Raw genomic sequence first — 19,855 nt, 5'->3', positions numbered from 1 at the left:
ATTTATAGCGGCCTGTTTTTCCCCCTCGGGGGATCGATACTGCGTGTCGTGTTATGTAGGAGAAGCAACATGCAAGAAGGGCAAAACCGTAAGACATCCTCTCTGAGCATTCTCGCAATTGCCGGAGTGGAGCCGTACCAGGAGAAGCCGGGCGAAGAATACATGAACGACGCTCAGCTGGCTCACTTCAGGCGTATTCTTGAAGCATGGCGCAATCAACTCAGGGATGAAGTCGATAGAACCGTATCGCACATGCAGGATGAAGCAGCTAACTTTCCAGACCCGGTAGACCGTGCCGCTCAGGAAGAAGAATTCAGCCTTGAGCTGCGCAACCGTGATCGCGAACGTAAGCTGATCAAGAAGATTGCCAAAACACTGCAGAAAATCGAAGACGAGGACTTTGGCTATTGTGAGTCCTGCGGCGTGGAAATCGGCATCCGTCGTCTGGAAGCACGTCCCACCGCTGATCTGTGCATTGACTGCAAAACACTGGCCGAAATCCGCGAAAAGCAGATGGCTGGATGATATCGTCCGGCGGGAAAGCCTACGGCCTTACCGCCGGATCTTTACTGATTCTAGCCCGTCACCATTCACCCTGACTGGCACGATATCGCCGTATGTCTGAATCTCTCCCTTATGTCGGACGCTTTGCGCCCTCACCTTCTGGCGCTCTCCATTTTGGTTCCCTGATAGCCGCCTTGGGCAGTTACCTGCAAGCTCGTGCCTGCCAGGGACGCTGGCTGGTGCGTATCGAGGATATCGACCCTCCGCGCGAAGTACCCGGTGCCGCTTCCCGTATTCTGCGTCAACTGGAACAGTATGGTCTGTTGTGGGACGGCGAGGTGGTGTATCAGTCTCAACGCCAGGAGCGTTATCGCGCGGTGCTGGCTGAATTACAGCGTCAGGGGAAATGCTATTACTGTACCTGCACCCGACAACGTATCCAGCAAAACGGCGGTTACTACGATGGTCACTGCCGTGATCGCGGATTACCTGCGGATAACGCCGCGTTACGTCTTCGCCAGACACACCCCGTCCTGCACTTTCACGATCGCCTGCGTGGACGGATTGATGCCGACCCGATGCTGGCGAAAGAAGATTTTATCATCCATCGGCGTGATGGCTTGTTTGCCTATAATCTGGCGGTGGTGGTGGATGACCACGATCAGGGTGTGACTGAAATCGTACGTGGTGCAGACCTGATTGAACCGACGGTGCGGCAGCTATCGTTGTACCAACAGTTGGATTATCCGGCACCAGACTATGTGCATCTGCCGCTGGCGCTGAATACTGACGGCAATAAGCTCTCCAAGCAGAATCACGCACCAGCGTTACCTGATGGCGACCCTCGGGCGGTACTGGTGCAGGCTCTGGCTTTTTTGCACCAGCCTTTGCCGACGCACTGGCGTGATCTTGAAAGGGACGCCTTGCTCACATGGGCCATAGCGCATTGGTCACTGGCGGTGGTCCCTGTCGAAGCCGCTCTTACATCGCCGGAAATAACATCAGCATTCTCAAAGGGCTGAGGGTGAGCTATGATTAGCCGCTATTTTTTGTTGTACCGCTAAATTTTCAATGATTATCGAGGTGTATTATCTTTACCCGGGTAGCTAATTTTTGCCGCAAGGTACTGAATCGTGAGAATGAGCCCGTCAGTGTGGACAATCCGCCACAGGCAATGACCGTCATTCCTCGCGACCAGCATGCCATTTCACGCAGTGACATTAGTGAGAATGCGCTGAAAGTACTGTATCGCCTGAGCAAAGCGGGCTATGAGGCTTATCTGGTAGGCGGCGGTGTCCGCGACCTGCTGTTGGGCAAAAAGCCCAAAGACTTCGATATTACCACCAACGCCACTCCGGAGCAGGTTCGCAAATTGTTCCGTAATTGCCGGCTGGTGGGCCGACGTTTCCGTCTGGCGCATGTGATGTTTGGCCCGGAGGTGATCGAGGTCGCCACATTCCGCGGTCACCATGAGCAGCATCAGGAGCAGGAAACCAAGAATGCCGCCCAGCAAGGCCACAACGGTATGCTGCTGCGTGACAACATTTTCGGCACCATTGAAGAAGACGCCCAACGGCGCGACTTCACCATCAACAGCCTCTATTACAGCATTGCTGACTTCACCGTGCGGGATTACACCAACGGCCTGAACGATCTGCGTCAGGGGCTGATTCGCCTGATTGGCGATCCGGAAACCCGCTACCGTGAAGACCCGGTGCGTATGCTCCGTGCGGTACGCTTTGCCGCCAAACTCGGTATGCGCATCAGTTCTGAAACCGCCGAGCCGATTCCTCGTCTGGCCTCGTTGCTGCACGACATCCCACCTGCGCGGTTATTTGAAGAATCACTGAAGCTATTGCAGGCGGGTCACGGTCACCCCACCTACCAGTTACTGTGCGAATACCAGCTGTTCCAGCCCCTGTTCCCGCTCATCAGCCGTTATTTTACCGCGAATGGTGAAAGCACAATGGAACGGATGATCGTACAGGTCTTGAAGAATACCGATCAGCGCATCCAGAACGATATGCGGGTTAACCCGGCATTTCTGTTCTCCGCCATGTTGTGGTATCCGCTGGTGGAGCATGCCCAGAAGCTGACGCAGGAAAGCGGACTCGCTTACTTCGAAGCCTTTGCGTTAGCCATGAACGACGTTCTCGACGAACAGTGCCGCTCACTCGCTATTCCTAAACGGATTACCTCGCTTGTCCGCGATATCTGGCAATTGCAATTGCGCCTGTCGCGCCGTCAAGGCAAACGCGCGTTTAAACTGATGGAGCATCCGAAATTCCGGGCAGCCTATGACTTGCTGTGTCTGCGTGCAGAAATTGAAAACCATCAGGAATTACAACGTCTGGCACAGTGGTGGGGCGAGTTTCAGGTAGCGGCACCGCCGCGCCAGCAAGTGATGCTCAATACACTTGATGACGGCCCAACACCGCATCGCCGTTCTCGTCGTCCGCGTAAACGCCCAATCCACCGGGATAATAACCGATGACCTGCGTGTATCTGGCGTTGGGAAGCAACCTGTCCGAACCATTGCAGCAGGTACGCGCAGCGCTGCGCGCGCTGGACGCCATCACGCAAACCCGGTTGGTGCGTTGCTCGTCATTTTATCGCAGCCGCCCGCTCGGCCCGCAGGATCAGCCCGACTACCTCAACGCCGTCGCCGAATTACAGACCGGATTATCGCCAGAAGCACTGTTGGACAACACCCAGCGCATTGAGCTGGAGCAAGGTCGGGTGCGCAAAGAAAATCGCTGGGGCCCGCGCACCCTCGATCTGGATATCCTGTTGTTTGGTGACCTGACGCTGCATACCGAGCGGCTCACCGTGCCGCACTATGACATGAAAAACCGCGAATTCATGCTCTACCCGCTAGCAGAACTGGCGCCAGAGCTGGTGTTTCCCGACGGCGAAGCCCTGGCAACCCGTTTGCAACACGTCCCCCGTAATGGCTTAAGCCTGTGGGACGAGCACTAAAACTCACCGTTTCGCCCCCTCACCAGAATCAATCTTGATGCGCGTCCGGCATCGGCTGGATGCCAATCGTCTGTTTTACAAATAGAAACAGACTGCTGTTCCTGATGCCTGCCTTCCATTAGAATGATTTCCCCTTGAATTGCCATTGAGTTAACTCAGGAAGGTTGCCATGAAAGCGACGACGATTTCCCACCTGCGCCAGTGGAAGCAGGAACAGAAAAAGTTCGCCACCCTGACGGCTTACGACGCCAGCTTTGCCCAACTGTTTTATGAACAGGGGATCCACGTCATGCTGGTGGGAGATTCTCTCGGTATGACCGTACAGGGCCACGATTCAACCCTGCCCGTTACCCTTGATGACATGGTGTACCACACCCGTTGCGTCCGACGCGGCGCGCCACATTGTCTGCTGTTATCCGACCTGCCCTTTATGGGTGCCACCACGCCAGAGCTCGCCTGTCAGAACGCCGCAGAACTGATGCGTGCCGGTGCCAATATGGTCAAAATCGAGGGCGGCAGTTGGCTGGCCCCCACCGTGCGTATGTTGACTGAACGAGCCGTCCCGGTGTGTGGACATCTGGGGCTGACACCACAGTCAGTCAATATCTTTGGTGGTTATAAAGTTCAGGGCCGTGATGAAGCGGCTGCCAGCCAACTGCTGGAAGATGCTCTGGCGCTGGAACAAGCAGGTGCTCAGTTGCTGGTGCTGGAGTGTGTACCAGTTTCGCTGGCGCAGCGCGTCACCGAGGCGCTGAGTATCCCGGTTATCGGCATCGGTGCAGGCAATGTCACCGATGGCCAGATTCTGGTCATGCACGACGCGCTTGGCGTAACCGGCGGGCATACGCCGAAATTCGCCCGCAACTTTATGGCGGAAGCGGCGGATATCCGTGCGGCTATTCGTCTGTACGTGCAGGAAGTCGAACAGGGAACCTTTCCTGATGAGAAATACAGTTTTATTTAACACAGGAGTAAGCGTGTGTTGATTATTGAAACGCCGGTGCTGCTGCGCCGTGAACTCCGCCGCTGGCGTCAGGATGGGAAACGCATCGCGCTGGTACCAACCATGGGTAACCTGCATGACGGCCACCTGACTCTGGTGGATGAGGCCCGCGCCCGGGCTGATATCGTTGTGGTCAGCATTTTTGTTAACCCATTGCAGTTCGACCGGGCGGATGACCTGGCTCGCTACCCACGAACCCTGCAGGAAGACTGCGAAAAACTGACTCGTCGTGGGGTTGACCTGGTCTTTTCCCCAGCGCCCGAGACCCTCTACCCTAACGGTTTGCAGCAACAGACGTTTGTCGAAGTACCGGGGCTCTCCCAGATGCTCGAAGGTGCGAGTCGGCCAGGTCATTTTCGTGGCGTCGCCACCGTTGTCAGCAAGCTGTTTAATCTGGTGCAGCCGGACGTCGCCTGCTTTGGCGAAAAAGACTACCAGCAACTGGCTCTGATTCGTCAGATGGTGGCTGATATGGATTACGATATCAGCATCGTCGGCGTCCCTATTGTGCGGGCGAAAGACGGCCTGGCGCTCAGTTCACGCAATGGCTACCTGACCGCCGAAGAGCGCCAGCAAGCACCGCAACTCTATCGCATCATGAACGAGGTGACGGCGCAATTATCCAACGGCGACCGACAAATTGATGATATGCTCGCCAGAGCATCAGAAGCGCTGCGCGATGCCGGATTCACGCCGGACGAGCTATTTATCCGCGACGCAGTGACGCTGCAACCGCTCACCATCGACAGTACTTCTGCCGTGGTGCTGATGGCTGCCTGGCTGGGTAAGGCGCGCCTGATTGATAACCAACAGGTGGATTTGACCACCTGATTTTTCCAACCAGAGTGACAGACCGATGATTCGAACCATGCTGCAAGGTAAGCTGCACCGGGTAAAAGTAACCCAGGCAGATTTACATTATGAAGGGTCCTGCGCCATCGATCAGGATTTTATGGATGCCGCCGGTATTCTTGAATACGAAGCGATCGACATCTACAACGTGGATAACGGCCACCGCTTTTCCACCTACGCGATCGCCGCAGAGCGCGGCTCCCGCATCATTTCCGTCAATGGCGCGGCGGCACGCTGCGCCTGCGTCGGCGATAAGCTGATTATCTGCTCCTACGTGCAGATGCCGGATGAACAGGCCCGTACCCATCATCCTAAAGTCGCCTATTTTGGTGATAATAACGAACTGCAGCGTACCGCTAAAGCCATCCCCGTACAGATAGCCTGAGCGCATCAGCGCGGATAAAAAAAAGCGAGGCAGAAACACCGCCTCGCTTCACTTTAACCAACAGACACGAGTCTTAACTGCGCAGCCCGCGCCCACGCTCAATCAGCCACCAGCTCACGCCATAGAACACCACGATGAAGGCCAGCAGTACTACCAACGTCAGCGGCAACGGCACGTCATGAATACCCAGGAACCCAAAGCGAAAGCCGCTTATCATGTATACGATCGGGTTTAGTTTGGACACCGCCTGCCAGAATGGCGACAGCAATGACAACGAATAGAACACGCCCCCCAGATAGGTAAGCGGTGTCAGCACGAAGGTAGGGATCAGGCTGATGTCGTCAAACGTTTTGGCAAACACGGCGTTGATCAGCCCCGCCAGCGAAAATAACATCGCGGTCAGCAGCAAGGTCACCACCACCATCCACCAGGCATGAACCTGTAACGGCACAAAGAAGAGCGATACCGCCGTCACCAGCACACCGACGCAGATACCGCGCGCCATACCGCCCCCCACATAACCGGCGATAATAATATGCGTCGGTACCGGCGCGACCAGCAGCTCTTCGATATTGCGTTGGAATTTGGCGCTGAAAAATGACGAAGCGACATTGGCATACGCATTGGTAATCACCGACATCATGATCAACCCCGGCACAATGAACTGCATATAGCTAAAACCGTTCATTTCGCCGATGCGGTTACCGATCAGATTACCGAATATAATAAAATACAACGACATGGTGATCACCGGCGGCACCAGCGTCTGGATCCAGATCCTCGCGAAGCGGTTGATCTCTTTGACCCAGATACTCTGCAACGCCACCCAATATAGCCCCATCATGCTTTATCTCCGTTGTTATTGAGCAGAGCGACAAACAGTTCTTCCAGGCGATTGGCCTTGTTACGCATGCTAAGTACCTGAACCCCCTGGGCGCTAAGCTGGCTGAAAATGCCGTTCAGCCCCTGCTCTCTTCTGACATCCACTTCCAGCGTCGAGGTGTCCACCAGACGGTGTTGATACCCCTCCAGCCGTGGCAACGCACTTTTCGCCGCCAAATCGAAAATGAAGGTTTCTGATTGCAACTTAGCCAGCAACGCCTTCATCGAGGTGTTTTCCACCAATTGCCCAGACTGGATAATGCCGATATTCCGGCACAACATTTCCGCCTCTTCCAGATAATGGGTGGTCAGGATGATAGTCGTCCCCTGCCCGTTTAGCTCTTTGAGAAACCCCCACATTGAACGGCGCAATTCAATGTCCACCCCAGCGGTCGGTTCATCCAGAATCAGCAGTTTGGGCTCATGCATCAACGCACGGGCGATCATCAAACGACGTTTCATCCCCCCGGACAGCATACGTGCCCGTTCGCTACGCTTACCCCATAAATCAAGTTGGTTGAGGTACTTCTCAGCGCGTTGCACCGCTTCATGCCGCGGTACGCCGTAGTAACCAGCCTGATTCACCACGATTTGCATCACGGTCTCAAACGGATTGAAGTTGAACTCCTGCGGTACCAACCCCAATTGCCGTTTGGCATTCACGACATCCCGGTCCAGGTCGTGGCCGAATACCTGCACCCTGCCACCGGTTTTATTGACCAAAGAGCTAATGATGCCAATAGTCGTGGACTTGCCTGCACCATTCGGGCCCAGCAAGGCGTAGAAATCCCCGGCTTCCACACGCAGATCGATACCTCGCAGCGCCTGAACGCCACCAGGGTATGTCTTAGTCAGATTCGACAATTCAAGTGCATATGTCATAGCTGAATGCATGCCTTCTTATCAGTTAAGCGGGCCTTGATCGGACCCAGTTTTCGATTTCAAAACCCCTATGATTGCTCTATATTACCTTGCACCGCCCTTTTGTCGTTACAGGTCATTTACTTTCATGAAAACAATAGAAACGCTTATCGCCAATAACCAGCAATGGTCTGAAACGATCGTGAAAGAAGACCCCGATTATTTTGAGCGGTTGGCACTATCCCAACGTCCCCGTTTTCTGTGGATCGGCTGTTCGGACAGCCGGGTTCCCGCAGAAAGCCTGACCAGTCTGGAACCGGGTGAACTGTTTGTGCACCGTAACGTGGCCAACCTGGTTATCCATACCGATCTTAACTGTCTGTCTGTCGTTCAGTACGCGGTTGAGGTTCTGGAAGTGGAACACATCATTATTTGTGGTCACTATGGCTGCGGTGGTGTACAGGCCGCAGTTGAAAACCCGGAACTCGGGTTGATCAACAACTGGCTGCTCCACGTTCGAGACCTGTGGTATAAGCACAGCTCATTACTGGGAGAATTGCCACCGGAACAGCGATTTGACAAACTTTGTGAAATCAATGTAGTAGAACAAGTGTACAACCTGGGTCACTCGACCATCATGCAGTCGGCCTGGAAACGCGGCCAGAAAGTGACAATTCACGGCTGGGTTTATGGGATTCAGGATGGGCGTTTACGCGACCTGGAAGTCACCGCCACCAGCCGCGAGACGTTGGAACAACGTTATCGTCGGGCGGTCTCGTCGCTGCTGTAATCATGCGCATCGCGCCCATGCGGTATGGGCGCGATTGCACGCTTTACTGCGGAATCACCTTACCGATAAACGGCAGATGACGGTAGTGTTGCGCATAATCAATACCGTATCCCACCACAAACTCGTCCGGAATGGAAAAACCAACCCACTCTACCGCTACCGGAACTTCGCGACGCGACGGCTTATCCAGCAGCGTGCAGATCGCCAGCGATTTGGGGGCGCGTAACTGCAAAATTTCCCGCACTTTACTGAGTGTATTACCCGAATCAATAATGTCTTCGACGATCAGCACATCTTTGCCACGGATGTCCTCATCCAGATCCTTGAGGATTTTCACATCGCGGGTCGAGCTCATGCCACTGCCATAACTGGAGGCAGTCATGAAATCCACTTCGTGAGAATGGTCGATGGCGCGGCACAGGTCGGCCATAAACACAAAGGATCCACGCAGTAACCCCACCAACACCATGTCACTGGTGCTATCACGGTAATGTTCACTAATCTGGCGTCCAAGCTCAGCCACCCGCGTCTTGACCTCAAGCTCGGAGATCATGACTTCCACCGTATGTTTCATCATACTGACTACTCACCAAAAAAAGATATCCAGTATCGGCCACCGTGGCCATACTCCAGGGCAGACACGCAGCCAGGCTGTGCCGCCATTCATCACGGCGCGCAGTATAACAGAAAGCCGGCTTTACCCCACTCAAGGAGAGAACATGACATCGTTATCGTCTTCAGCGTCTGACAACACTATCACCACACCAAGCCTCATCACTTACAAAGTGAATGACCCCATCACTGTCGATCAATTTATCCATCTGCTTAACCGAACCTCCTTAGGACCCAGACGTCCGCTGGAGCAGCGCGAGACCCTCGCGGGCATGCTGACACAAGCCGACCTGCTGGTGACAGCATGGCGTGGTGACGAACTGGTGGGTGTCGCCCGCAGCGTGACGGATTATCACTATTGTTGCTATATGTCGGATCTGGCGGTGGATGAAGCCTGCCAGCACGGCGGCATTGGCCGCCAGCTTATCGAGCACACGGTCCGGCAACTCAAGCCACTGTGTCGCCTGATTCTGATTGCCGCACCGCAGGCCGTGGATTATTACCCCAAAATCGGCTTTGAGGCACACCCCAGTGCCTGGCATATTCTGGCGCAGGACTTTCTGGCACTGAAGCCGTAAAGCCCGGCAGGCTCGATGATGGCAGTGAGAATATCAGTGCATGTATAAGAATGTGAAGATTACGTTATCACGGCATAAAACAGAGTAAAGCGCATTGCACGGTATCGGTGAAAGGTTTCTGATGGACGTCGTCCAACCAAAACGAGGTGTAACATGACAGTACTCACGAAAACCTGCCGTACCGCAGCGTGGATTGCCGGTATTTCACTGCTTTCGAGCTTGTCTGTAGCGTCTGCGCATCCAGAAAATGTGGATCCACGGTTACCGGACAGACAGGAAATGCTGCCACCGCCACCCGGGTTCCCGCCCCCATCACCTGCGTTACGTCCACCCGTTCATGCACTGTATCAGGCGTCATTACAGGCGACCGACCCGGTGTTAGCCGCTAACAAGCTGGTCGCTAACGTGCCCCAAGGTAATGGTAAAACGTATGAAGTCAGCATCAGTGTAAGAGAGCTGCCACCAGAGCCGAATCCGGCACAGGTTGCACCCGCACCCGCCAAATGACCCGGCACAGGAAGAGCACAGAGAGGGGGCCGCATGGCGGTTGTTACCGTAGTGAGTGGTGATAAACCACGTACCGGTCCCCTAACGGCAACGCGGGCCTCAGGCCCGCTATTCCTGAGCACTTACCGCAGATTGCGGCGGGAACAGAACCGGCTGATCAATGCGAATACTGAGTCGAACCGGTTGCCCTGGCTCAAACCAGTTACCACTTTGCACCTGGAGCGCCAGTTCATTAACCCGAATACGGTAAAAATTGCTGTTTCCCATGAATAACCGGTCCTCGATCACCCCCGGCCCATCCTCATCAAGGGCCAGTGCGATTTCTTGCGGACGAACCAACCAGTCATATTGCGCGCCATGCGGCAATTTCAACGCCCGTGTTGCCTGATGCTCACCGAGAAAACTCTGCCATTGCCTGTCACCACTGATCTTCACTGGCAGGTAGTTGGTGTTCCCCATAAAACTTGCCACATAGCGGTTAACCGGCCGGTAGTAGAGATCGGCGGAAAATCCCTGCTGCACAATACCACCGTCACGGATCAGAATCAGATGGTCGGCAAACGCAAACGCATCCTCCCTGTCAGAGGAGGCAAATAGCGTGGCTATCTGCCGCTGCCGCAGGATTTGGCGTAATTCGCTGATCAATTGGTAGCGAAGCTGACTATCTATGGAGGAAAAAGGTTCATCCAGCAACAACAGTTTAGGCTGACACGCCAGCGCCCGGGCAATGGCGGCACGCTGATACTGCTCGCGAGAAAGTTCATGCGGGTAGCAACGGGTGAACGTTTCCAGTTGCATCACCCCTACCACATCCATCGCCAGCGTACTGATTTCTTCGGATGACTTACCACGTAGCCCAAAAGTAATGTTTTCCATCACCGTCAGATGAGGAAACAACACATCGTCCTGAAACACCATCCCGACTACGCCTGGTGAGGCTTCACCACGTTGGGTTTGAGGAGGAACGACCTTCTGACCGGCAATAGCTATTCGGCCTTTTTCCGGCGGCAACAGACCCGCTATCGATTTCAGCAGCGTGGTTTTACCATCGCCACTGGCTCCCAGCAGGCACACCATCTCTCCCTCATGTACCGAAAAACCCACATTCTCTAATACAGAAACCGATGGGTAGCCGCAACTGAGCGAGGTTATCGTCAGAATCTCCGGAGTCGTCATAACGTTCCTATCCTTCCATTCGCATCAATCGGGTGATCCCAAATAGCGGGATCATCCCCACACCGACCAGCATCAACGCAGGTGTAGCGACCAACGGCAGCCGTTCATCCATGATGAAACGAAACACATAAGTCGCCATGGTTTCCACCTCAAACGGCTGCAACAGCAGCGATGCATTCAACTCACGCAGGCTTTCGGTAAACACCAACAACACGCCAACCACCAGGCAATGGCGTAACTGCGGCAAATAGACCCACAGCACTTGCTGTACAGGTGTATATCCCAGCGACTGACTGACATGATTCATCGCGCCCGGTAAACGGGAGATCCGAATTTGCAGCCGATCGATCAATAAACCGCTAAAGCGCATGCAGTACGCCAGAATAAGCACCAGTACCGACCCCGCCCAGGGGTCATCCACCACGCCACCGGGCGAGGCGTTCCAGGCATCCAGTCCGAGGAACGGCACCAATAGCCCCATACCTAGCGCCGTCGAGGGTAACAAGCGGTTAATATTGACCCAGCGCAGTGGGTTACGGTAAGCCGGGTTGCCCGTTGCCTTGAAATCAAACGTACACACGACGGCCAGTCCAATCACCAGCAGTGTTGCGCAGGCAGCCGCCATCACACTGCTGGTAAATGCCAGCAAGAATGGCAGGCTCCAGATCGGTGCTTCAGACAGCACGGCCCAGCACACCAGGCGACCAACGGGTACGACAAACGCAATCACCACCAGCCCACAGCCGAGCAGTACCGTCAGAAAACGCGCCCACCCACGCAAAACCGGCAGATCTTTAGGGCAAACGCTACCCAATTGTTGATAACGCAATTGACGTGCACGACTGCGGCGCGCCTGAAACCATATCAGGAATACCAACGGCAGCAATAACGACATCAATAACGCGGCCGTCCCGTGCTGCGCTTTGTCACGCCACAAATCCAGACCCGCCGTCGTCACCGTCCGTAATGAGAAATAGGCGGAGATGCCGTAATCACCGAGCGCCTCAGAAGCCATCAGTACCATGCCAAGAGCAATCGCCGGGCGCGCCATAGGAAACACCACACGCCAGAAAACCTGAGCGCGGTTATGATTCATCAATAAGGCAGCCTGCCGCAGGTTGACAGACTGTGACATTAACGCAGTACGCACCAACAGGTAGATATAGGGAAACAACACTAACGCCAGACAGAGGCTGGCACAGCCCACCATCCAGACTTGATGCCAGAATGTATGGGGTACGCGAGCAGAAGTAAATGATAGAGCGTAGAGCGTCTGTTTAACCGGCCCTTCGTACCCAAACAAGTCGCCATATACAGCCGCCAGCAGGTACCCAGGCACCGCCAACGGTAGCAACAATGCCCGATGTAGCCATACCTGACCGGCAAAACGATAATGTGACATCAACCAGGCCAAAGGCAGCGCAAACAGCAAGCTGAATAGCACGCAACCGATCACCAGCATCAGCGAGTTCATTCCATAAACGGGCAGCGCTTGCCATAACGCCCATACCGCGTTACCGGGGGCGAAAAAGGCCATGCCGACGATAGTCACTAGCGGGAACAGAAGGATCACCGCCAGCAGCACACTACTAATGCGCCAGATACCTGAAGTCATGAGAAATCGGTAAAATAAATTTAAACTGCACTATTAATATCAAAGCCGGGCGCTGGCGTCATGGTATCAATCGCCGATAAATGGCCGGTAATTATCCCATTGAACAAACAGCACCTCGTTTGACCCCGCCCAACAGCTGATCACCGGATATCACACTGATCTGAATAAAACTTGAAATCAGGGCCGGTAACTGTGATAACGTCATCTAATGAAAGATGAAACAGGTTAAATTATGAAACACTCCGCGCTGGTGCTGCTCCTGCTCTCATTGTTGGGCTTCTCCTCCGCCAGTAAGGCATTGAATGATTTCGAGGCAGAAGACCTCGCCGATCTGACCGCCATTTTCGTTTATCTGAAAAACAACTGTGGCTATAAAGACCTTCCCAACGATCAGATCCGCCGGGCGCTGGTTATTTTTGCCCAACAAAACCGCTGGGATCTCAGCAATTACAACCAGTTCGACATGATTGCGCTTGGCGAAGCCAGCTACCGTGATCTCAGTGGTATCGCCATTCCCACACCGAAAAAGTGTCAGTCTTTGGCCCGGAACTCACTCAGTTTACTCGCCACTACACAGTAAAGCTTAAAATCCTCCGCATTGCGTGAAATTTGACCGTGCAAGCACCATGAGAGTTAGCTATCATAGCGCGCCAATTTTCATGGCTGTTATCGCGGAGGAAGCCCTAACATGTCCCAGAAAGAAATTTGGTATGAGACCCTGCATGCCAACTTCGGTCAGTACTTTTCAATAGACCAGGTGCTCTATCATGAAAAAACTGACCATCAGGATCTGATCATCTTCGAAAACGCGGCGCTAGGCCGGGTGATGGCATTAGATGGGGTTGTACAGACCACCGAACGCGACGAGTTCATCTACCACGAAATGATGACCCACGTTCCGCTGCTCGCCCATGGCAACGCCAGACGCGTGTTAATCATCGGCGGCGGCGATGGCGGAATGCTGCGCGAAGTCTGTCGTCACCGTAACATCGAGCAGATAACGATGGTCGAAATCGACGCGGGTGTCGTGTCGTTCTGCCGCCAGTATCTGCCCAATCACAGCGCTGGCGCTTACGATGACCCACGTTTTCGTCTGGTGATTGACGACGGTGTTAACTTCGTCAATGCCTGTCAGGAAAAGTTCGATATCATCATTTCCGACTGTACCGACCCCATCGGCCCGGGTGAAAGCCTGTTTACCTCGGATTTTTATCAGGGGTGCGCGCGTTGCCTGAACGACGGCGGGATCTTCGTGGCACAGAACGGCGTCTGTTTCCTGCAGCAGGATGAGGCTGTTAACAGCCATCAGAAACTGAGCCACTATTTCAGTGATGTCAGTTTTTATCAAACAGCCATTCCCACATATTATGGCGGGATCATGACTTTTGCCTGGGCCAGTAATAACCCGGCGTTGCGTGCTATCGACCAACAGAGCCTGCAACGACGGTTTGACGCAGCGGAAATCGTATGCCGCTATTACAACCCAGCCATCCATATCGGCAGCTTTGCTCTGCCACAATATTTACTGAATGCCCTGTCAGCGGCACGCTGATCACTGGCATCCATAAGGGGGTGAATTAAATTGCAAAAGCTGAAACTACATGGCTTTAACAATCTGACCAAGAGCCTGAGTTTTTGTATCTACGATATCTGTTATGCGAAAACGCCCGCCGATCGCGATGGCTACATCGCGTATATTGACGAGCAGTACAACGCAAACCGTCTGACAGAAATCCTGAGTGAAACCTGTTCCATCATTGGCGCCAATATTCTGAACATTGCTCGCCAGGATTATGAACCGCAAGGCGCTAGTGTGACCATTTTGGTCAGCGAAGAGCCGATGGATCCACGCGATGTGGATACCTCCGAACATCCCGGCCCCTTGCCGAATTCCGTCGTCGCACACCTTGATAAAAGCCACATCTGTGTGCACACCTATCCGGAAAGCCATCCTGGTGGCGGCCTGTGCACGTTCCGCGCGGATATAGAAGTATCGACCTGTGGTGTCATTTCACCGCTGAAGGCACTGAACTATCTGATCCATCAACTGGAATCGGATATCGTAACCATTGACTACCGTGTTCGTGGTTTTACCCGCGACATCAATGGCGTTAAGCATTTTATCGACCATAAGATCAACTCAATCCAGAACTTCATGTCTGACGACATGAAATCGCTCTATCATCTGATGGATGTTAATGTTTACCAGGAAAATATTTTTCACACCAAAATGCTGCTGAAGGATTTCGACCTGAAGCACTACCTGTTTAACGTCAGCCCTCAAGAGCTGAGCGCCGAAGAGCGTAAACGTATCACGGACTTGCTGTATCGTGAGATGCAGGAAATCTATTACGGCAGAAACATCGCAACCGTATGATCATCCACCTGAGGGCATATGCCCTCAGGTTCTGGCAAATCTTCGCCCGTTATTCCTGACAAGATAAATACGCGTCACCGCGCAAAGGCAAAGCATTGTATTCCTGCTTTAGAAACGAAAAAGCCCTGAACCAGATGATTCAGGGCTTCGGAATGATTGGCGGTGCGGACGGGACTCGAACCCGCGACCCCCGGCGTGACAGGCCGGTATTCTAACCGACTGAACTACCGCACCGCGCTGTGCTCAGTGAGCGAGGTGAATACTACGGTCCGACACCGGTTGCGTCAACGCTTTTTATCACTAACTGCTTCTGTTTGCTTACATTTTCAGCGCAGTGATGCCTTTGTGATCAAGGCATCCTACCTCAGTTGCGCCACAGGCAACTGCCGCCTTTCTTCATAATTAAATCCAGCCGTTGTTCATGCGCCACTAACTCGTCATCACTGGCGTACAACACCGCTAACGCCGATGCCGGGCGTGAAATACGCTGTATGGTTTCGGCTTGCACTGTCTGCTGCTGGTTCTCCCCTTCCATCGAAAAAGCCAGTGACGTTTGCCCGCCGGTCATCGACAGATAGACTTCAGCCAGAATCTCGGCATCCAGTAACGCGCCGTGCAGCGTACGCTTGCTGTTATCTATCTGGTAACGGTCGCACAATGCATCCAGGTTATTACGCTTGCCGGGGAATAACCGGCGGGCCATCAGCAGGCTGTCGGTGATAGTACAGAAGGTTTCCGTTTTGGGGATGTCTCGTCCCAGCAACCGGAACTCATAGTCCATAAAACCGATATCAAACGACGCGTTATGGATCACCAGCTCCGCACCGCGGATAAAATCGAGAAAATCATCGGCAACCTCAGCATAAGTCGGCTTATCAGCCAGAAACTCATCGCTAATGCCATGAACATTATAGGCTTCCGGGTCTACCAGACGGTCCGGCCTAAGATAAACATGGAAATGACGCCCGGTCAGGCGACGATTCACCACCTCAACCGCACCAATCTCAATAATCTTGTGCCCTTCATAGTGAACCCCCAGCTTATTCATACCGGTGGTTTCCGTATCAAGAACGATTTGTCGTGTAATTGCAGTGCTCATCGGTTTCGTTTATGTCAGACTTATGCTTTTGACCATGAATAAGAGTCTACCAGAGATGCTAAAACAGGTTGAGATTTTCACCGACGGCTCCTGTCTCGGCAATCCTGGCCCGGGTGGCTACGGGGTGCTTTTGCGCTACAAGCAGCACGAAAAAACACTGAGTGCAGGCTACCGGCTAACCACTAACAACCGGATGGAACTGATGGCGGCGATCGTCGCACTAGAAAGCCTGACCTCGCCTTGTGATGTTACACTCAGTACTGATAGCCAATATGTCCGCCAGGGGATTACCAGTTGGATCCACAACTGGAAAAAACGCGGCTGGAAGACCGCTGAGAAAAAACCAGTAAAGAACATCGACCTGTGGCAGCGGTTAGATGTTGCAATTCAGCGCCATACTCTGCGCTGGTTGTGGGTCAAAGGGCATGCCGGTCATCCAGAAAACGAACGCTGCGATGAGTTGGCACGCCAGGCGGCTAATGCACCAACCCTTGATGACATTGGCTATCAGCCTGAATAATCTGCACTATCACTCGCCTGTCAGGTGATTAATCATGCCGATACCGGTAGCTTTTCGTCGCCCCTACCGGGCGATGCATTGGTGATTTTCTTAACAAGCTTTTGCTCGGCGTCATGGTCAGTGGGATGGTACGTTTGCGTGCAACGATCAGATTCAGGCACCCCAGTAGTGGTAGCGTATTGTTCCATTTGCCCTGCCCTGGCTCACGCCACGGTAGTACCTGCAAACTATTATGATGCACAATTTCGTAGTTCAGCAGGCTCAACCAATCCATCATCCGCATTTGGCTAAACATACGGCTACAATAGGGTTGCCGTCGGCGCATTCCTGGTACCAGACGCCCCATCCCCACCAGACTAACCGGGTTGAAACCACTGATGATGACCCATCCATCATTAATCAAAATCCGGTCTACCTCCCGCACGATACGGTGAGGATCGGCAGAGTACGCCAGGACATGGGTTAGTAGACAGGCATCAACTGATTTCTCTATAAATGGAAGTTGATAGGGATCAGCCATAACATGCGCCTGCTGATCGCGACTGACATTCACCTGATGTGGGATAGTGCACGTCTGGCTATCAATCGCGATGCTCAATCCGCCAATTTTTAGCAGATGAAATCCGAATATCCGGCTCCACCAAGGGGCCAGCGCAGTATTCAGGGTATGAAGATAGTTTTCTCCCCAGGGAATAGCTTCCCAACTATCAGGCGCCACGATTTTCTGGGATGTTTGTGCTGGCTTCATGTTTTAGAATCGTCCACAAGCTAACCATCAACAACGAGGATGCAGCATGAATCTTATCAGTGTACCGGCTTTCAAAGATAACTACATTTGGCTGCTGGCTAATGATGAAAAACACTGTGTGATTGTGGACCCAGGAGATGCCGCCCCCGTACTTCATGCACTGGAACAGTATGGGCTATCTCCCGCCGCGATTCTGTTGACCCATCATCACAATGACCATACCGGTGGTGTCCAGCAACTGGCCACTCATTACCCCGATATACACATTTACGGCCCACAGGAAACTAAACGTTGTGGTGTGACACATACAGTACAAGAGGGAGACAAGATTACCGTCGCAGGTTCGGAATTTTCTATTTTTTTCGTGCCTGGACACACCGCAGGACATATCGCGTACTATAGCCACCCATATCTGTTCTGTGGCGATACGCTGTTTTCTGCTGGGTGCGGTCGCATTTTTGAAGGTACAGTACAACAAATGTTCGAATCATTGATCAAGTTGGCTGATTTACCCGATGAAACCCAAGTATGTTGTGCGCATGAGTACACATTGTCCAATCTGGCCTTTGCCCACCAGATTTGGCCAGAAGATGTAGATATTTATGATTACCTTGTAAAAATCAGGCAATTACGTGAAAAAGGAGAATCATCCCTCCCCTCCACGCTGGGCCGGGAACGAAGAATAAATATTTTTTTACGCTACCATGACATTGATTTAAAAAGAAAATTGTCCATTAATACGGACACTCAGGGTGATTGGCAGATTTTTGCGCATTTACGTGCATTGAAAGACCAATTCTGACGGTTTTTGTTGTACTGAATTGCCAATCAAAGTATCATTGCCTGTCTTTTAAGCAACTATTGACACAGATATGAAGACTAAAGCGATATTCATCGCCTCAGTCGTGTTGACAGGTTGCCAGGTGCCACCCAATGACACCTCTCAACCCAGACAGCATGCACAGAGTCTGTCTTCGGCAGGTCAAGGTGAAGCAGGAAAGTACACAGATGGTCGAGAGACCGGTACGCGATGGCTGGATGATGAAAGCATCGCGCAGCAAGACCTGTGGAACTTCATTGGCGACGAGCTGAAGATGGAGGTTCCGGAAAATACCCGGATCCGCGAGCAAAAACAGCGTTACTTAAAAAATAAGAGCTATCTCCACGATGTAACATTACGGGCAGAGCCGTACATGTACTGGATAGTCGGGCAGATTAAAGAACGTAAGATGCCGATGGAACTGGTACTGCTACCCATAGTGGAGAGCGCTTTTGACCCAAACGCCAGATCATCATCCAACGCCGTAGGGCTTTGGCAAATTGTTCCTGGCACAGGGCGCAATTATGGGTTGAAACATACCCAGTGGTACGATGGACGTCGTGATGTTGTTGCATCTACGACTGCTGCGCTGGACATGATGCAGCGCCTGAACCGTATGTTTGACGGCGATTGGTTATTGACCGTAGCCGCCTATAACGCCGGTGAAGGGCGAATCATGCAAGCGGTGAAAGCGAATAAAGCGAAGGGTCGCCCAACAAATTACTGGGCGCTGGCGTTGCCATATGAAACGTCAACCTATGTGCCCAAAATGTTGGCGCTGAGCGATATTCTCAAGCACAGCAAAAAGTACGGAGTTGAACTGCCGAGGCCTAATGAAAACCGTGCATTGGCACGCGTTGATTTAGGCCAGCAGATGGAGTTGACACAAGCTGCCGAGCTGGCGGGATTGTCTGTCACTAAGCTTAAGAGCTACAACACGGGCTACACACGTGATGTTACCGCACCTAACGGTCCGCATTACATTATGGTGCCCAAGTCCCATGTAGGACAGTTGAAAGACTCATTGGCTGATGGTGATATTGCTGCAATCCAGCCGACCAAAACTGTGCAGCCGACTGTGGCGACTCGCTCTGCCGGATATAAAGTTCGTTCTGGTGATACGTTATCGAGTATCGCTAAACGAATGAATGTCCGTACGCAGGACCTGCAAAACTGGAACCACCTTAAGGGTAGTGCTCTGAAAGTGGGTCAGACATTGCAGGTTGCTAAGGCAACCACACCCGTGACGGCAGGTGTAATAGCAAGCAATAAGTCGAACTCGATCATTTATCAGGTTCGTAAAGGTGATTCGCTGGCAAGCATTGCCAAACGCCACGGCGTTAACATTGCTGATGTCATGCGCTGGAATACGGTCATTAAAGATGCCAACCTTCAGCCAGGCGATCGACTGACACTTTATGTCACCAGAAGACAGTCACCCGACTCCTGATACAAAAAAACCGCCACTTAGGCTAATGCCGATCGTTTAAGGATCGGTTGACCGATCCGGTGGCTGATGTAAAAAGGGTTCATGTCTTCACATGGAC

23 protein-coding genes and 1 tRNA gene are annotated in these 19,855 nt (G+C 52.9%); 16 read left to right on the top strand and 8 right to left on the bottom strand.

Going from position 1 to position 19,855, the window contains the following annotated elements:
• The first annotated feature begins 69 nt into the window (after positions 1-69).
• The 7 genes from dksA to panD all read left to right on the top strand — a co-directional run bounded on the left by dksA (position 70) and on the right by panD (position 5,723).
• Complete coding sequence (dksA, locus tag FAZ14_RS17975) at positions 70-525, top strand: RNA polymerase-binding protein DksA (RefSeq protein ID WP_012768782.1); 456 nt, start codon at positions 70-72, stop codon at positions 523-525.
• Positions 526-617: 92 nt separating this feature from the next.
• Entirely contained in the window at positions 618-1,526 is a 909-nt protein-coding gene (gluQRS, locus tag FAZ14_RS17970) for a tRNA glutamyl-Q(34) synthetase GluQRS (RefSeq protein WP_016942090.1), read from the top strand.
• Between the two features lie 68 nt (positions 1,527-1,594).
• The gene (gene pcnB / locus FAZ14_RS17965) at positions 1,595-2,998 is read left to right on the top strand and encodes a polynucleotide adenylyltransferase PcnB (protein WP_071526209.1); all 1,404 of its coding nucleotides are present in this window, start codon (positions 1,595-1,597) and stop codon (positions 2,996-2,998) included.
• Positions 2,995-3,483, top strand: a complete 489-nt coding sequence (gene folK, locus FAZ14_RS17960; RefSeq protein WP_016942092.1) for a 2-amino-4-hydroxy-6-hydroxymethyldihydropteridine diphosphokinase — start codon at positions 2,995-2,997, stop codon at positions 3,481-3,483. Before pcnB ends, folK begins: the two co-directional genes overlap by 4 nt.
• 169 nt (positions 3,484-3,652) lie before the next feature.
• The gene (gene panB, locus FAZ14_RS17955) at positions 3,653-4,447 is read left to right on the top strand and encodes a 3-methyl-2-oxobutanoate hydroxymethyltransferase (protein ID WP_016942093.1); all 795 of its coding nucleotides are present in this window, start codon (positions 3,653-3,655) and stop codon (positions 4,445-4,447) included.
• Between the two features lie 15 nt (positions 4,448-4,462).
• The gene (gene panC / locus FAZ14_RS17950; RefSeq protein WP_023640514.1) at positions 4,463-5,317 is read left to right on the top strand and encodes a pantoate--beta-alanine ligase; all 855 of its coding nucleotides are present in this window, start codon (positions 4,463-4,465) and stop codon (positions 5,315-5,317) included.
• 25 nt (positions 5,318-5,342) lie between these two features.
• On the top strand, positions 5,343-5,723 hold the full coding sequence (gene panD / locus FAZ14_RS17945; protein ID WP_012768777.1) for an aspartate 1-decarboxylase: 381 nt from the start codon (positions 5,343-5,345) through the stop codon (positions 5,721-5,723).
• 73 nt (positions 5,724-5,796) lie between these two features.
• On the opposite strand, the gene FAZ14_RS17940 is transcribed toward panD, so the two are convergent.
• Both FAZ14_RS17940 and FAZ14_RS17935 read right to left on the bottom strand, forming a co-directional pair.
• Complete coding sequence (locus tag FAZ14_RS17940) at positions 5,797-6,567, bottom strand: ABC transporter permease (protein ID WP_016942095.1); 771 nt, start codon at positions 6,565-6,567, stop codon at positions 5,797-5,799.
• Positions 6,564-7,487 (bottom strand): ABC transporter ATP-binding protein, encoded by a 924-nt coding sequence (locus FAZ14_RS17935; RefSeq protein ID WP_016942096.1) that lies wholly within the window; start codon positions 7,485-7,487, stop codon positions 6,564-6,566. Before FAZ14_RS17935 ends, FAZ14_RS17940 begins: the two co-directional genes overlap by 4 nt.
• Before the next feature lie 127 nt (positions 7,488-7,614).
• Between FAZ14_RS17935 and can the strand changes: the two genes are divergently transcribed.
• Positions 7,615-8,256, top strand: a complete 642-nt coding sequence (gene can / locus FAZ14_RS17930; protein ID WP_012885789.1) for a carbonate dehydratase — start codon at positions 7,615-7,617, stop codon at positions 8,254-8,256.
• A gap of 43 nt (positions 8,257-8,299) precedes the next feature.
• Here can and hpt read toward each other — a convergent pair whose 3' ends face one another.
• On the bottom strand, positions 8,300-8,833 hold the full coding sequence (gene hpt / locus FAZ14_RS17925; RefSeq protein ID WP_016942097.1) for a hypoxanthine phosphoribosyltransferase: 534 nt from the start codon (positions 8,831-8,833) through the stop codon (positions 8,300-8,302).
• A 142-nt stretch (positions 8,834-8,975) separates the two neighbouring features.
• Here hpt and FAZ14_RS17920 point away from each other — a divergent pair, with 142 nt between their 5' ends.
• Both FAZ14_RS17920 and FAZ14_RS17915 read left to right on the top strand, forming a co-directional pair.
• The gene (locus FAZ14_RS17920) at positions 8,976-9,446 is read left to right on the top strand and encodes a GNAT family N-acetyltransferase (RefSeq protein WP_016942098.1); all 471 of its coding nucleotides are present in this window, start codon (positions 8,976-8,978) and stop codon (positions 9,444-9,446) included.
• 153 nt (positions 9,447-9,599) lie between these two features.
• A complete protein-coding gene (locus FAZ14_RS17915) occupies positions 9,600-9,953 on the top strand; it encodes a hypothetical protein (RefSeq protein WP_016942099.1) in 354 nt (117 codons plus the stop codon).
• 108 nt (positions 9,954-10,061) lie between these two features.
• Here the strand turns inward: FAZ14_RS17915 and FAZ14_RS17910 are convergent, their stop codons facing one another.
• Together FAZ14_RS17910 and FAZ14_RS17905 are read right to left on the bottom strand one after the other, a co-directional pair.
• A complete protein-coding gene (locus FAZ14_RS17910; RefSeq protein WP_016942100.1) occupies positions 10,062-11,129 on the bottom strand; it encodes an ABC transporter ATP-binding protein in 1,068 nt (355 codons plus the stop codon).
• A gap of 7 nt (positions 11,130-11,136) precedes the next feature.
• Positions 11,137-12,744 carry an ABC transporter permease gene (locus tag FAZ14_RS17905; protein ID WP_153508969.1) on the bottom strand — a complete coding sequence of 536 codons (1,608 nt, stop codon included), beginning with the start codon at positions 12,742-12,744 and terminating at the stop codon, positions 11,137-11,139.
• A 232-nt stretch (positions 12,745-12,976) separates the two neighbouring features.
• On the opposite strand from FAZ14_RS17905, the gene FAZ14_RS17900 reads away from it, so the two are divergent.
• From FAZ14_RS17900 to speD, 3 genes are all read left to right on the top strand, one after another.
• Complete coding sequence (locus FAZ14_RS17900) at positions 12,977-13,324, top strand: YacC family pilotin-like protein (protein ID WP_012885795.1); 348 nt, start codon at positions 12,977-12,979, stop codon at positions 13,322-13,324.
• 108 nt (positions 13,325-13,432) lie between these two features.
• On the top strand, positions 13,433-14,296 hold the full coding sequence (gene speE / locus FAZ14_RS17895; protein ID WP_016942102.1) for a polyamine aminopropyltransferase: 864 nt from the start codon (positions 13,433-13,435) through the stop codon (positions 14,294-14,296).
• 30 nt (positions 14,297-14,326) lie between these two features.
• The gene (speD, locus tag FAZ14_RS17890) at positions 14,327-15,121 is read left to right on the top strand and encodes an adenosylmethionine decarboxylase (protein ID WP_016942103.1); all 795 of its coding nucleotides are present in this window, start codon (positions 14,327-14,329) and stop codon (positions 15,119-15,121) included.
• Positions 15,122-15,278: 157 nt separating this feature from the next.
• Here the strand turns inward: speD and FAZ14_RS17885 are convergent.
• Positions 15,279-15,355, bottom strand: a tRNA-Asp gene (locus FAZ14_RS17885).
• Between the two features lie 130 nt (positions 15,356-15,485).
• Positions 15,486-16,220 carry a DNA polymerase III subunit epsilon gene (dnaQ, locus tag FAZ14_RS17880; protein ID WP_016942104.1) on the bottom strand — a complete coding sequence of 245 codons (735 nt, stop codon included), beginning with the start codon at positions 16,218-16,220 and terminating at the stop codon, positions 15,486-15,488.
• Between dnaQ and rnhA the strand changes: the two genes are divergently transcribed.
• Positions 16,174-16,740, top strand: coding sequence for a ribonuclease HI (rnhA, locus tag FAZ14_RS17875; protein WP_194287082.1), 567 nt, complete (start codon positions 16,174-16,176; stop codon positions 16,738-16,740). The genes dnaQ and rnhA overlap by 47 nt on opposite strands.
• Before the next feature lie 28 nt (positions 16,741-16,768).
• Here the strand turns inward: rnhA and FAZ14_RS17870 are convergent, their stop codons facing one another.
• Positions 16,769-17,488, bottom strand: coding sequence for a class I SAM-dependent methyltransferase (locus FAZ14_RS17870; RefSeq protein ID WP_016942106.1), 720 nt, complete (start codon positions 17,486-17,488; stop codon positions 16,769-16,771).
• A 46-nt stretch (positions 17,489-17,534) separates the two neighbouring features.
• Here FAZ14_RS17870 and gloB point away from each other — a divergent pair, with 46 nt between their 5' ends.
• Entirely contained in the window at positions 17,535-18,290 is a 756-nt protein-coding gene (gloB, locus tag FAZ14_RS17865; protein ID WP_153508967.1) for a hydroxyacylglutathione hydrolase, read from the top strand.
• A gap of 70 nt (positions 18,291-18,360) precedes the next feature.
• Complete coding sequence (gene mltD, locus FAZ14_RS17860) at positions 18,361-19,758, top strand: murein transglycosylase D (protein WP_038925133.1); 1,398 nt, start codon at positions 18,361-18,363, stop codon at positions 19,756-19,758.
• Positions 19,759-19,855 lie beyond the last annotated feature (97 nt).

The organism is Dickeya oryzae, from assembly GCF_009372235.1.
In the GTDB taxonomy this organism is placed as follows: domain Bacteria; phylum Pseudomonadota; class Gammaproteobacteria; order Enterobacterales; family Enterobacteriaceae; genus Dickeya; species Dickeya oryzae.
Note: the sequence above shows the minus strand (reverse complement) of the source record. Positions and strands in the feature narration are given on the sequence as shown.

Coding starts and splice junctions, on each gene's coding strand:
- dksA (WP_012768782.1), top strand. CDS start 70: ATGCAAGAAGGGCAAAACCGTAAGACATCCTCTCTGAGCATTCTCGCA.
- gluQRS (WP_016942090.1), top strand. CDS start 618: ATGTCTGAATCTCTCCCTTATGTCGGACGCTTTGCGCCCTCACCTTCT.
- folK (WP_016942092.1), top strand. CDS start 2,995: ATGACCTGCGTGTATCTGGCGTTGGGAAGCAACCTGTCCGAACCATTG.
- panB (WP_016942093.1), top strand. CDS start 3,653: ATGAAAGCGACGACGATTTCCCACCTGCGCCAGTGGAAGCAGGAACAG.
- panD (WP_012768777.1), top strand. CDS start 5,343: ATGATTCGAACCATGCTGCAAGGTAAGCTGCACCGGGTAAAAGTAACC.
- FAZ14_RS17940 (WP_016942095.1), bottom strand. CDS start 6,567: ATGATGGGGCTATATTGGGTGGCGTTGCAGAGTATCTGGGTCAAAGAG.
- FAZ14_RS17935 (WP_016942096.1), bottom strand. CDS start 7,487: ATGACATATGCACTTGAATTGTCGAATCTGACTAAGACATACCCTGGT.
- can (WP_012885789.1), top strand. CDS start 7,615: ATGAAAACAATAGAAACGCTTATCGCCAATAACCAGCAATGGTCTGAA.
- hpt (WP_016942097.1), bottom strand. CDS start 8,833: ATGATGAAACATACGGTGGAAGTCATGATCTCCGAGCTTGAGGTCAAG.
- FAZ14_RS17920 (WP_016942098.1), top strand. CDS start 8,976: ATGACATCGTTATCGTCTTCAGCGTCTGACAACACTATCACCACACCA.
- FAZ14_RS17915 (WP_016942099.1), top strand. CDS start 9,600: ATGACAGTACTCACGAAAACCTGCCGTACCGCAGCGTGGATTGCCGGT.
- FAZ14_RS17910 (WP_016942100.1), bottom strand. CDS start 11,129: ATGACGACTCCGGAGATTCTGACGATAACCTCGCTCAGTTGCGGCTAC.
- FAZ14_RS17905 (WP_153508969.1), bottom strand. CDS start 12,744: ATGACTTCAGGTATCTGGCGCATTAGTAGTGTGCTGCTGGCGGTGATC.
- FAZ14_RS17900 (WP_012885795.1), top strand. CDS start 12,977: ATGAAACACTCCGCGCTGGTGCTGCTCCTGCTCTCATTGTTGGGCTTC.
- speE (WP_016942102.1), top strand. CDS start 13,433: ATGTCCCAGAAAGAAATTTGGTATGAGACCCTGCATGCCAACTTCGGT.
- dnaQ (WP_016942104.1), bottom strand. CDS start 16,220: ATGAGCACTGCAATTACACGACAAATCGTTCTTGATACGGAAACCACC.
- FAZ14_RS17870 (WP_016942106.1), bottom strand. CDS start 17,488: ATGAAGCCAGCACAAACATCCCAGAAAATCGTGGCGCCTGATAGTTGG.
- gloB (WP_153508967.1), top strand. CDS start 17,535: ATGAATCTTATCAGTGTACCGGCTTTCAAAGATAACTACATTTGGCTG.
- mltD (WP_038925133.1), top strand. CDS start 18,361: ATGAAGACTAAAGCGATATTCATCGCCTCAGTCGTGTTGACAGGTTGC.